The organism is Citrobacter sp. Cb031 (assembly GCF_030336725.1).
GTDB classification, from domain to species: Bacteria; Pseudomonadota; Gammaproteobacteria; order Enterobacterales; family Enterobacteriaceae; genus Citrobacter; species Citrobacter braakii.
Genome location: NZ_JAOWDA010000034.1, coordinates 83861 through 96251, shown reverse-complemented (window position 1 = coordinate 96251; position 12391 = coordinate 83861). Strand labels below are relative to the sequence as shown.

Sequence of the window (12391 nt, the reverse complement as noted above, 5' to 3'; positions counted from 1 at the left end):
TTCGATGCGTTGCATTCTACTTACCTGACGCAATGAGTCAACGATATTTTTCACCACTGACGATCGTTTGCTGAAATTTGCGCCGAAACGATCACTGTTCAAGCAAATCTCCCCACGCAGCGCTCAAATACTGGAACATTGACCACAACGTCAGTATCGCGGCAACGAAGAAAAGTGCGATCCCGGCGTACTCTACCCAAATATTTGGACGCCACAGCAGCCATGCGAGCGCGGCCATTTGCGAAGTGGTTTTCACTTTGCCGATCCAGGACACCGCCACACTGCTACGTTTACCCAGTTCAGCCATCCACTCACGCAGCGCAGAGATAATAATTTCACGCGCGATCATCGTGGCGGCAGGAAGCGTTACCCACCAGCTGTGATAGTGCTCGGTCACCAGCACCATCGCGATAGCCACCAGTACCTTATCAGCGACCGGATCGAGGAAGGCGCCAAAACGCGTGCTTTGGTTCCAGCGACGCGCCAGATAGCCGTCAAACCAGTCGGTGACCGCCGCAATACAGAAGATCAGCGCACAAACGAAGGGAGCCCAGGTGAATGGCAGATAAAAAGCCAATACAAAGAATGGGATCAGGATGACGCGAAACAGCGTGAGCAACGTAGGGATATTAAATTGCATATGACGGATAACTATCTGTTGTCAGTAAAATTACCCCTATGTTGCTACAGAGGGCCTAATGTTTCAACGAGTAGAAGATCTTTTCTGCCAGAGCTTGCGAAATACCCGGCACTTTTGCAATTTCTTCAATACTCGCGTTACGAAGACCTTGCAAACCGCCCATATATTTCAACAACATCTGCCGACGCTTCGGCCCGACACCTTCAATAGTCTCCAGCGTGCTGGTACTTTTCACCTTCGCCCGTTTTTTACGGTGCCCGCTAATCGCATGATCGTGAGATTCATCGCGGATATGCTGGATAACGTGCAATGCAGGCGAATCCGGCGGAAGGCTAAAGCCCTCACCTTCCGGCTCAAAGAACAGCGTTTCCAGACCAGCTTTACGATCGGCCCCTTTTGCCACGCCCAACAAAAGCGGGTGCTGTTTGTCCCAGGGAACGTCCAGCTCAGCAAAAACGGCTTTCGCCTGCCCCAGTTGACCTTTCCCGCCGTCGATCAATATGACGTCCGGAATCTTACTTTCTTCAATCGCCTTACCGTAGCGCCGACGGAGAACCTGATTCATTGCCGCATAATCATCACCAGGCGTAATACCCGTGATGTTATAGCGGCGATACTCGGCGCGCAGTGGTCCATTGGCATCGAATACCACGCAGGAGGCTACCGTCTGCTCGCCCATCGTGTGGCTGATATCAAAGCACTCCATGCGTTTCACTGCGGGTAACTTGAGTACTGATGCCAGCGCCGTCAGGCGTTGAGTAATGGTCGACTGCTGGGAAAGTTTTGTGGTTAACGCCACCGCCGCGTTGGTACGCGCCAGCTTCAGATACCGCGCGCGATCGCCTCGCGGTTTCGTCTGAACGTTGATCTTCCGCCCGGCCAGCTCAGACAAAGAGTCCGCCAGCAGGGTTTTATCACTAAGATTAAAATCGAGCAGGATCTCACCGGGTAAGGTGCGCATCTGACTTCCCTGCAGATAAAACTGTCCGACAAAGGTTTCAACGACCTCGCCGAGTTCTGTTCCACCTGGGACTTTCGGGAAATAGCTACGACTGCCTAACACTTTACCCTGGCGAATAAACAGCACGTGCACACAGGCCATGCCGGCGTCAAACGCCACGCCGATGACATCCAGATCGTCTCCGGTATTAGAGACAAACTGTTTTTCGGTCACGCGGCGTACGGCCTGAATTTGGTCACGAATGCGTGCAGCCTCTTCAAACTCGAGATTTTGGCTGGCCTTTTCCATCCGGGCGATCAGTTGCGTTAATACCTGATCGTCTTTTCCGGACAGGAACAGACGAACGTAATCAACCTGCTGCGCATACTCTTCCTCACTCACCAGGCCCGCCACACACGGACCGAGGCAGCGGCCAATCTGATATTGCAGACAGGGCCGCGAGCGATTGCGATAAACACTATTTTCGCACTGACGAATAGGGAAGATTTTCTGCAGCAACGCCAACGTTTCGCGTACGGCGTAGCCGTTAGGAAACGGTCCAAAGTACTCGCCTTTGGCATGCCTGGCCCCGCGATGCATTGCCAGGCGAGGATGGGTATCGCCGCTGAGGAAAATAAAAGGATAGGATTTATCGTCGCGCAGCAAAACGTTATAACGCGGCTGATACAGCTTGATGTAGTTGTGCTCAAGCAATAACGCCTCGGTTTCGGTGTGCGTTACCGTGACATCAATCTGCTGTATTTGCGCGACCAGTGCTTCGGTCTTACGCGATGCGAGGTTGCTACGGAAGTAGCTGGAAAGCCTTTTTTTCAGGTCTTTCGCTTTCCCGACGTAGATGACCGTCCCGGCGTCATCATACATACGATAAACGCCGGGCTGACTGGTCACGGTTTTCAGGAACGCTTTGGCATCAAACTGATCGGTCACTGGCTTGTTAATGTCTCCGCATTACACAGGCCATGGCGAATTGCCAGGTGAGTCAGCTCAACATCGCCGTGAATGTTTAATTTACTGAACATTCGATAGCGATAGCTGTTCACCGTTTTAGGACTAAGATTCAGTTGCTCTGAGATCTCATTGACCTTCTGACCTTTGGTGATCATCAGCATAATCTGCAACTCACGTTCAGACAAACTGGCAAACGGGGTTTCCGTTTTCTCAGGCTCAATCTGGCTAAGCGCCATCTGCTGAGCGATATCGGAGGCAATATAACGTTGGCCAGAATAAACCGAACGAATCGCACTCACGACCTCCTGGGGCGCAGCCCCCTTACTGAGATAGCCCGCGGCTCCCGCCTGCATGACTTTTGCAGGTAACGGGTTTTCGGTATGGACAGTCAGCATGATCACTTTAATGTCAGCCGTTGAACGCGCAATTTTACGCGTTGCCTCAAGGCCACCAATACCGGGCATATTCATGTCCATCAGCACAACGTCAACGGAATTTGAGCGGCACCATTTTACCGCATCTTCACCGCAGCACGCCTCACCGACAACTTTAATGCCTTTTATATCTTCAAGAATGCGTCGTATCCCTGCGCGCACCAGTTCGTGGTCATCAACAAGAAAAACGTTGATCAAAGGAATATCTCCAGAATAGGGATAACGCTACCGATAGTTAATCGGTCCTATGTTAACGGGTTTTATCTCAACTTTGAAATGTAAAAATCGCCGTCTTTCGATTTTGCTCTCGTTTTTGGAAATTAGAAGGTACGACGAGTGGAAACTTTCTGTTATGGCAACCTTTTGCCACGGTTATATCTGCATAGCTGTTTCAGAATAGTGACAAAAAATTCATATTCGTCCGTTGAATGCAAAATAGGCAGCTAAAGTTGTAACAATAATTAACGAGTAAAATACTCGAAATAAACAACAGATGGAGAAAATATATGCAGTGCAACATGTTGTTTATTTTAATGTCCGCGGCTTATGTTTGCGCAGAAAACAACCGCTGATATTTTTAGCCTCGCTTATGGTATACTCCGGCGCCTTAAGATTTGACATCGCACTTTTTCATTGAAACATAACGAGGAAAATAAATGAGTACGCCTGACTTTTCCACTGCTGAGAATAACCAGGAACTGGCCAACGAAGTCACCTGCCTGAAAGCCATGTTAACGCTGATGCTGCAGGCAATGGGCCAAGCCGATGCAGGGCGCGTGATTCTTAAAATGGAAAAACAGATCGCGCTGATTGAAGATCAATCACAGGCTGCGGTATTTTCCAGCACTGTTAAGCAAATTAAACAGGCCTACCGCCAGTAATAAGAACCCGGCTGACAGCGATGCTCTCAGCCGGGTTTGCGTCTGACACTCAGAACGATAATTTACTCAGATCAGCCCGGTTGCCGCGGCATAACAGGCGATCTGCGTTTTGTTGGGTGCATTAAATTTCTTTTGCATATTTTTCTGGTGAAAGTTAACGGTATTTTCAGAAATCGACAGAATTATCGCTATCTCTGAAGAGGTTTTCCCCTCTGCCGTCCATTTCAATATCTCTTTTTCCCGCTTGCTAAAGCGCATCTCTGGCGCCATGACCATGTCATCTTGCAGCCGCGTCAGTACCGACAAGCTTTCCCGCACCAGCAGTTGCATCCTGAGCTCTACCTCATCGTTTGCAAAGCGACTATTACGGACACTCGCACGCGATACCGATAAAAAACCCAACGCCCGATTAGGCAACATTAAGCATTGCGTCATCCCTTTACGTAAACCGTGATTGCGCGCGGCATCCCACAGGGGCTGTGCATCGCGAAATAAGGTATCGTTCCAGGGTAAATGCCCCTGACTGAAGTTTTCAGGCTTCAGCACCGGATCAATAGCGAAATAATTCTCGGACTGATAATGCGCCACCCATGCTTTGGGATAGGTCGTGTGAAGCGACGTTTTAGGTCGGGTAAAAGGTACGGGATGACGAACACAGAGCGCGTAAAAATCGAACTCTAAATGCTGCGTCTGTTGTTGTAATTCATTATAGACATCCTCTGCCGTCGCCATTTCCTGAAAGCGTAACAGCATACTCCGTCGCCAGGTGAAGAAATCATGACCCTGCATACAAAGTGGTAATACCCCTGAGATTGATAATCATCCAAACATATGAAACAAGCTAACACATAAATGTATTTTATATATGCAAATTATCGGACAAATGGTCAATTACTTGAGCATTACTCAACGACGGCAGGAAGTAAAAGTATTGGGAGTTAATAATAAAGCAATAATTATAAATAGTTATGCGAACAGCACTCGTCAAAAAACAATTTCGACGAGTGCTGCATGCACTATTTATTGCATCAGAAACTTTTCAAGAAACTGACGGGTTCGCGGTTGCTGCGGATGCGTGAATAAGGATTTAGCGGGCCCCTGCTCCACTATCCGTCCTTGATCCATAAATATCGCCCGATCGGCAACGTCGCGCGCAAAGCTCATTTCATGCGTCACAATCACCATGGTGCGTTTTTCCTGCGCCAGTTGGCGGATGGTGTTAAGTACCTCACCAACCAGTTCAGGATCAAGCGCGGAGGTAGGCTCATCAAAAAGAATAACCTCAGGTCGCATCGCCAACGCCCGGGCAATAGCCACGCGCTGCTGCTGCCCGCCGGACAAACGCCGCGGATAGCTGGTTTCTTTACCAGCTAACCCGACTTTCGCCAGCAGTTCGCGCGCTCGGGCTGTCGCTTCGGCTTTCGGTTCGCCTTTAACAATCACCGGACCTTCAATAATGTTTTCCAGCACCGTGCGATGCGGGAACAAATTAAAGTTCTGGAACACAAAGCCCACGTGCTGGCGCAACTGACGAATCAGACCTTTCTGCTGAGTTAACGAACGCGCGGTATCAATGGTAATCTCACCCACCTTAATGGTGCCCGCCTCCGGTTGCTCCAGCAAATTAATGCTGCGCAGCAGCGTCGTTTTGCCCGAACCGCTCGGCCCGATAATCGCCACAACTTCACCGGGTTTGACGTCAAGATCGATCCCATGCAGCACCGTTTGCCCATGGAATTTTTTGACCAGGTTTCTGACTTCGATAGCACTCATTTCGGCTCTCTCTCCTGGCGATTCAGTTGCTCTTCAAAATAGTTTTGCAGTGCAGAAAGCACCGTCGCCATCACCCAATAAATCAACGAGGCTGCCAGATACATCGTGAATACCTCCAGCGTACGCGAGGTAATCAACTGCGCCTGACGGAACAGTTCCGGTACCTGAATAGTCGCGGCCAGAGAGGTGTCCTTCACCAGGCTGATAAAGCTGTTACTCAGCGGCGGGAGCGCAACCCGCGCAGCCTGCGGCAGGATTGCCCGGCGCATGGTTTGCCACCGCGTCATACCAATACTGGCACCCGCTTCCCACTGCCCTTTGTCGATGGAGGAGATTGCCGCACGCAGCGTTTCCGCAGCGTAGGCCGCCGTATTAAGCGATAAGCCAATCATCGCCGCCGGAATAGGATCAAGCTCAATACCAAACTGCGGCAGACCGTAATAGATCATGAACAGCTGGGCAATCAACGGCGTTCCGCGAAAGATAGAGATATAAAAGCGCGCCAGCCAGCGCACAGGCAGCAGCGGCGACAGACGCATCAGCGCCAGGATAAAACCCAGCACGAGACCAAAGAACATCCCACCGATACTCAGTTGCAGCGTAAAAACTGCGCCCTTGAGCAGATACGGCAGAGAATCAATCACCAGTTGGATACTTTCATGCATTAGCGTTTTTCTACCTGGTCGTTACACGTGAGGATGGTAGGCAAACAGCGCAGGCGCCCCACCAGTATGAATAAAGAGAATTGGCCCTTCATCTTTGAAGCGCTTCTGGCTAATGCCATCAATCAGACCCGCCATCGCCTTGCCGGTATACACCGGATCTAACAAAATGCCTTCCAGACGCGCCAGCAGTTTTACCGCCTCCATGCCCTCTTCGTTTGGCGTACCGTAGCCCGGCGCATAATAATCGTCCCATAACAGGATTTCCGCTGAGGCCGTCAGTTCCAGCTCCCGGGCAATATCCTGCTGCAGTGCAACAACTTTGGGCTTTTGATCCGCCACGCTGCGTGAGACGGTCACGCCGATGAGTTCGACGTCTGGCATCAATTGTTCCAGGCCCACGGCCAGTCCGGCATGGGTTCCCGCACTGCCCGAGGCCACCACTACGGAAGAGAGCGAAACGGCCCCTTCACACTGTTGGGCAATTTCCAGCGCACTTTCCACATAGCCCAGCGCACCCAGTGCATTGGAACCCCCAACCGGGATCACATACGGGCGAAACCCTTGCGCTTCAATCCGCGTCGCCAGCGCCTGCAGCTGTGCATTCGGATCGGTCAGCGCATCGCACATTTCAATTTGCGTATTAAACAGGTCCAGCAGCAGACGGTTGCCATTGGTGAGATAGTTTTCGGCAGTGGTGCCTATCGGATTTTCCAACAACGCCACGCAGTGCAGGCCTAGCTTAGCGGCGACCGCCGCCGTCTGGCGAACATGGTTAGACTGAATCGCACCCGCGGTTATCAGCGTATCCGCGCCTTCACGCAGCGCGTCTGCGGCCAGAAACTCCAGCTTACGCAGCTTATTGCCGCCCATAGCCATCGGCGTGACGTCATCGCGTTTAATGAAAATATCGCGCCCGAGATAATCTGAGAGGCGCGGAAGATATTCGAGTGGCGTTGGCGCGCCAATAAATTCCAGACGTGGAAAGCGCGTTAAATTATGCAGCGGCATACAGCCTCCGGTATTCGTTGTTGTGATGTTCTTTTATTATGCACGTTCAGGCGCAATGAAATAAAAAAAGGCGCTGTTAAAGGCGCCTTTTTTCATCAGATGACGATTATTTCGTCACATCTGCTCCAAACCATTTTTCAGACAGGGCTTTCAGCGAACCGTCTTTCTGCATTTCAGCAATGGCTGCATCCACCGCTTTCAGCAGATCTTCATTGCCTTTACGCAGCGCCACGCCGGACTCCTGGCGGGAGAATGCTTCACCGGTAACGGCCAGCGTATCCTTGGTTTTTTTCACCAGATCCAGCGCGGCCAGACGGTCAACCAGGATGGCGTCGATACGACCTACGCGCAGATCCTGATATTTGGTCGGGTCATCATCATAGGTACGAATATCCACGCCCTGCACGTTCTGGCGCAGCCACTCTTCATAGTTGGTTCCCAGACCCACGCCGACTTTTTTACCTTTCAGATCGGCAGCAGTCTTAATAACGCCTTCATTGCCTTTCTTCACCAGCGCCTGGATACCAGAGACCGTATACGGGGTAGAGAAATCGTATTTTTTCTTACGTTCATCAGAGATAGTCACCTGGTTGATGACCACGTCAATGCGTTTGGAATCAAGAGAAGCCAGCATACCGTCCCATTTGGTCGGCTTCAGCGTGGCTTTCACTCCAAGATGCTTGGCCAGTTCCTCGGCAAACTCCACTTCGAAACCGGTCAGCTTGCCGTCATCGCCCTGAAAACTAAACGGGGGATAGGTCCCTTCCAGGCCCACCAGCAGCGTGCCGCGCTCTTTAACTTTATTTAACAGACCTTCATCTGCATAAGTCTTCACGCTCATTCCGGCGACAAGTGCAACAGCCATTACACCCATCAGAGCCTGACGTCCCAGAAGTGCTAATTTCATAGTTACCCCGAATATTGTCATTAGTGACTATCATTTATGACTACAGTGTAAAGCGTTTGCCGTGATCCACAAACACGACTCTGTTACACCTTATTCGTTTTTAATATATATCAGAACTGGCTGTCCAGGAGGATTTCTGCATATGTCCCATATGCGTATGGGCTTTAAACTGCTCATACTTACGCAAGGCGATGCGGTAATTGTTGGTGCTGGTTTCCGGTAGCCACGGGGCAAGGTTTTCGTCGAGAAACCCTTCCTGCAGCAGGTCGTGAGAGATATTTTGTTCGGTCAGATGATTCCCGAGGCGACGCAGGCGCACAACGTATTCGCGTACCGTGCCGTGACTCATTTCGGTCTGCTCGAATAAAAATTGCTTGAAGCCGATAATGTCAAAAAAGTCGCTCTGCTCTTTGCAGTGCAAATCACCACAAAAACGACACAGCGCCACCCACTCTTTTTTCTCCTGTTCCCACTCTGCTTCATTCAGCAACGTGTCCAGTCGGGCGATGGCGATTTTATTCACAATTTGCCCGCGGCGAACCAGCGTGATCCTGTCGAGCAACTTAAAGCAATGGGCGCAATGCGTCTGGCTGTGTTTGAAATCTTTGAGGTAGCGGCTTAGGGGCCGTCTTTTTGATTGCTGCACCGTCATGAGAACTCCTGGTAGTCAATTCGTAATGCGGCATTGTTCAGGGGTAATGATGTACCCCTATAGCTTACCCAGCTTGGTGCGTAGACGTTTGATGGCCTGACTGTGCAACTGGCTTACCCGTGACTCCCCCACTTCCAGTACCGCGCCAATCTCTTTCAGATTCAGCTCTTCCTGGTAGTACAGCGTTAACACCAGCTTTTCGCGTTCCGGCAACGCTTCGATCGCGTCCATCACGCGCTGGCGGAGGTTACCCTCAAGTAGCTGCTGTAACGGGTTTTCCTGCTGATGTTCTTCCGTCACCAGCTCAATACTATCGCCATGCTCTTCCCGCCACTCGTCATAGGAGAAGAGTTGGCTATTATTGGTATCAAGCAACATCTGACGATACTCTTGCACAGGAATAGCCAGACGCTCCGCCACTTCGGTTTCCGTCGCGTTACGCCCTAATTCCTGCTCCAGTTGCCCCATCGCCTGTGCCACTTCGCGAGCATTGCGCCGAACGCTACGCGGCACCCAATCCCGGCTACGTAGTTCGTCCAGCATCGCTCCACGAATACGCTGCACTGCGTAAGTGGTAAATGCCGTTCCTTGCAAAGCGTCATATCGGTCGACTGCATTCAATAACCCGATGCCGCCCGCTTGTAGCAGGTCATCCAGTTCTACGCTCGCCGGCAAACGCACCTGAAGGCGCAATGCTTCGTGACGCACCAACGGTACATAACGCTGCCACAGCGAGTGTTTATCCATTACACCTTCAGCGGTATACAGTGAATTCACGATAAACAGCCCTGCGTTAAATGAGTTATCGGCATGATTATCCGTTTCTGCAGGGGGTTCTATCGGAGGAATAAGGCTATAAAAGAAGGGTTATTTCACTTATGTAGCTGATGGCGTTATTTCGAATAAGAAATAATCAAGAATAAATCAAATAGTTAGCCTGCGAGGGATGCGTTTTCACGCATCCCCGTTAAAATTATGTCAAGAGATGAATCATCGACAGGTCATCACCTGTTCTGACGGTCTCGATGTGCTTGTGGAAGTTCTCATGCACGGTAGGATTATGCTGACTTAGTGAATGGAAACTATAGACGATATTGATCGCATCTTCCTTCTCCAGGTACGTTCTTTCGTAGGCGCTCGCGGCGATCAATATTTTGATAAAATAATACTCAACGCAGATCATGTACAAGGTACGTAGTGGATCTACATTTTTTTGATTCGGGAAATTATTCTCCCAAATCTTATACAAAATGAAGTTTTTAAGATCGAATCCACTCTCACCTTGCTGTTCATAAACCTTCTGCCATGTGGACTCAAGTTTAGCGACCCACTCCCCAACAGAGTGATTTTCTTCTTGGGTCAATGTTCTCAGGAGACACTGGATATAATAGTTGAGCACTCCATTAGCACGGCTTACCGGAAGACTGCGGAAATAATCCTGAAGCAAGAGCACTAAAGTGACCTTAACATTGTTATCCGCTGAAAATGCCGAAAATTCTTCTTTTAACTCACCTGACTGAATCTGGGTCATAATCGCGTGATAAATTTGCTCAACTTCAGACAGCGCCACATTATCAATCTGATTAAACTTCTTAACGCATAAAGTAAGTTTAATAAGCGCATATAGCCCTACATTCACATCACTCCCTGCCTGTTCCACAAGGCTCAGACAGAAAAGATTAAGCAGTTTTTGTTGCTGAGAAAATACCGGTGCAGTATAAGCATTAGGAACAATTTTACTGCTCTCATACAGAACCATCGCATTGGGATCAGTCAGGACTAAACTCGCTACTTCCGGACACGACAGATTTAATGTTTTTCTCACATCGTTTTTGTAGATACGTTCACTTCGCGGAAATGTTTTACATGTCGTGCTTAATGCTTCGGCGCCAAGCGTTTTTTGGACCTGGCAAAGGCTGTCTTCGGTCAGATAAGGACAGTTCCCGCTAGCTTCATTAAGTTTGATTAATCCCCAGTTATCTATATCTTTTTTTAGGAGAATGATGTTCTCCTTTGCAATTCCCCTAATACTATCGTCTTTACTGGAAATATATTTTTTCACCGTTGACCTATCCAGAGTTATACGCCATGTTTTACAGCAATGATCGCGGCATTGTGTTCCAGAGCATTGGAAGGCCTTAACAAAAGCCGGTTCGGTAACGGTTATTTCTTGCATTATTCAGACTCCAGTATAGAAAAAAGGCAGCTTTCGCTGCCTTTATTGTCTCTGACTACTAAGTAACCCAATCGATGGATTAACGCAGTAAAGAGAGTACGTTTTGCGTGGTCTGGTTAGCCTGTGCCAGTACAGAAGTACCTGCCTGCTGCAGGATCTGCGCACGAGACATGTTAGACACTTCGGTCGCGTAGTCGGAGTCTTCGATACGGCTACGGGCAGAGGACAGGTTGTTGACAGTGTTACCCAGGTTGGTTACTGCAGATTCAAAACGGTTCTGCACCGCACCCAGAGAGCTACGGAATTTATCAACATCAGACAGCGCATCATCGATTTTCTTCAGCGGATCAAGGCTGATATCTGGAGTAACTGCCGCACCTTTAGTTACTGCGCCAGTTGTACCGTTAATGTTTGCAACAGTGTAAGCCCCAGCTGCGTCTTTAACGGCATACTTAGTTTGACCCGCATCTTTATACGAAATCATACTTTCACCAGCAGCCAGACCCGTAGTGACTACTGCGACATTCTTACCAACGGTCGCTGCTGCTGTTGCACCGGTAGCAGTACCTTTAGTGGTACTATCGAAAGTGACTTTACCAGTAGAATTGTCAAGCGTTGCGTCATAAACATCAGCACCAACTTTAACAAAATACTTGCCAGTGGTATCAGTAACCAGTGTCTGACCAGTAGTAATACCCCCCGCTTTCTTATCGACAATATCAGCTTCTGGTGGAGTAACTTGGACGTTAACTTTGGAACCATTAGCAACTGTCGTTGCAATTTTAGTTACATCCAGATCATCTAGTTTCAGTGTTTGGCTGTTGATTTTTTTCAAGTCAATAGTGATGGTTTCACCGTCTTTTGCACCAACCTGAATAGTCAACTGGCCGTCCTGGTTCAGAACTTTTTTACCGTTGAAGTCGGTCTGCTCTGAAACACGGTTGATTTCTGCCAGGCGCTGATTAATTTCGTCCTGGATAGAACTCAGGTCAGACTCGGAGTTGGAGCCGTTCGCTGCCTGTACGGACAGTTCACGAACACGCTGCAGGTTGTTGTTGATTTCAGACAGCGCGCCTTCAGTGGTCTGTGCAACGGAGATACCGTCGTTGGCGTTACGGGAAGCCTGAGTCAGACCTTTGATGTTAGCGGTGAAACGGTTTGCAATCGCCTGACCAGCAGCATCGTCTTTCGCGCTGTTGATACGCAGACCAGAAGACAGACGCTCGATAGCGGAGCCCAGAGCGGACTGAGATTTGTTCAGGTTGTTTTGGGTCAACAGCGACAGGCTGTTTGTATTGATGACTTGTGCCATGATCTTTTCCTTATCAATTACAACTTGATGTTAT

At 49.5% G+C, this 12391-nt stretch carries 14 protein-coding genes; 2 read left to right on the top strand and 12 right to left on the bottom strand.

Annotated features, from left to right (window positions below; genetic code table 11):
* Positions 1-91: 91 nt before the first annotated feature.
* From pgsA to uvrY, 3 genes are read right to left on the bottom strand one after another with little or no spacing between them, the layout of a single operon-like run.
* Positions 92-640 (bottom strand): CDP-diacylglycerol--glycerol-3-phosphate 3-phosphatidyltransferase, encoded by a 549-nt coding sequence (gene pgsA / locus OGV93_RS16870; protein WP_016153472.1) that lies wholly within the window; start codon positions 638-640, stop codon positions 92-94.
* Between the two features lie 55 nt (positions 641-695).
* Positions 696-2528, bottom strand: coding sequence for an excinuclease ABC subunit UvrC (gene uvrC / locus OGV93_RS16865; protein ID WP_046274973.1), 1833 nt, complete (start codon positions 2526-2528; stop codon positions 696-698).
* Positions 2525-3181, bottom strand: coding sequence for a UvrY/SirA/GacA family response regulator transcription factor (gene uvrY / locus OGV93_RS16860; protein WP_006684079.1), 657 nt, complete (start codon positions 3179-3181; stop codon positions 2525-2527). Before uvrY ends, uvrC begins: the two co-directional genes overlap by 4 nt.
* Before the next feature lie 295 nt (positions 3182-3476).
* Here uvrY and OGV93_RS23935 point away from each other — a divergent pair, with 295 nt between their 5' ends.
* Positions 3477-3620, top strand: coding sequence for a hypothetical protein (locus OGV93_RS23935; protein WP_418135068.1), 144 nt, complete (start codon positions 3477-3479; stop codon positions 3618-3620).
* 19 nt (positions 3621-3639) lie between these two features.
* Entirely contained in the window at positions 3640-3864 is a 225-nt protein-coding gene (locus OGV93_RS16855; RefSeq protein ID WP_016153474.1) for a DUF2594 family protein, read from the top strand.
* A 66-nt stretch (positions 3865-3930) separates the two neighbouring features.
* Here the strand turns inward: OGV93_RS16855 and sdiA are convergent, their stop codons facing one another.
* From sdiA to OGV93_RS16810, 9 genes are all read right to left on the bottom strand, one after another.
* Complete coding sequence (sdiA, locus tag OGV93_RS16850) at positions 3931-4653, bottom strand: quorum-sensing transcriptional regulator SdiA (protein ID WP_016156833.1); 723 nt, start codon at positions 4651-4653, stop codon at positions 3931-3933.
* 231 nt (positions 4654-4884) lie between these two features.
* A complete protein-coding gene (gene tcyN, locus OGV93_RS16845) occupies positions 4885-5637 on the bottom strand; it encodes an L-cystine ABC transporter ATP-binding protein TcyN (RefSeq protein ID WP_003030477.1) in 753 nt (250 codons plus the stop codon).
* On the bottom strand, positions 5634-6302 hold the full coding sequence (gene tcyL, locus OGV93_RS16840) for a cystine ABC transporter permease (protein WP_003030474.1): 669 nt from the start codon (positions 6300-6302) through the stop codon (positions 5634-5636). The genes tcyN and tcyL overlap by 4 nt, the downstream gene beginning before the upstream one ends.
* 21 nt (positions 6303-6323) lie before the next feature.
* Positions 6324-7310: a D-cysteine desulfhydrase gene (gene dcyD, locus OGV93_RS16835; protein ID WP_016153476.1), complete on the bottom strand. Its 987-nt coding sequence runs from the start codon at positions 7308-7310 to the stop codon at positions 6324-6326.
* A 106-nt stretch (positions 7311-7416) separates the two neighbouring features.
* The gene (gene tcyJ / locus OGV93_RS16830) at positions 7417-8217 is read right to left on the bottom strand and encodes a cystine ABC transporter substrate-binding protein (RefSeq protein ID WP_109018200.1); all 801 of its coding nucleotides are present in this window, start codon (positions 8215-8217) and stop codon (positions 7417-7419) included.
* 100 nt (positions 8218-8317) lie between these two features.
* Positions 8318-8869, bottom strand: a complete 552-nt coding sequence (gene fliZ / locus OGV93_RS16825; RefSeq protein ID WP_016153478.1) for a flagella biosynthesis regulatory protein FliZ — start codon at positions 8867-8869, stop codon at positions 8318-8320.
* 57 nt (positions 8870-8926) lie between these two features.
* Positions 8927-9646 (bottom strand): RNA polymerase sigma factor FliA, encoded by a 720-nt coding sequence (gene fliA / locus OGV93_RS16820; protein ID WP_016153479.1) that lies wholly within the window; start codon positions 9644-9646, stop codon positions 8927-8929.
* 196 nt (positions 9647-9842) lie between these two features.
* Positions 9843-11045 (bottom strand): flagellin lysine-N-methylase, encoded by a 1203-nt coding sequence (gene fliB / locus OGV93_RS16815; protein WP_232584802.1) that lies wholly within the window; start codon positions 11043-11045, stop codon positions 9843-9845.
* Positions 11046-11124: 79 nt separating this feature from the next.
* On the bottom strand, positions 11125-12357 hold the full coding sequence (locus tag OGV93_RS16810) for a FliC/FljB family flagellin (protein ID WP_232584801.1): 1233 nt from the start codon (positions 12355-12357) through the stop codon (positions 11125-11127).
* Between the last annotated feature and the right edge of the window lie 34 nt (positions 12358-12391).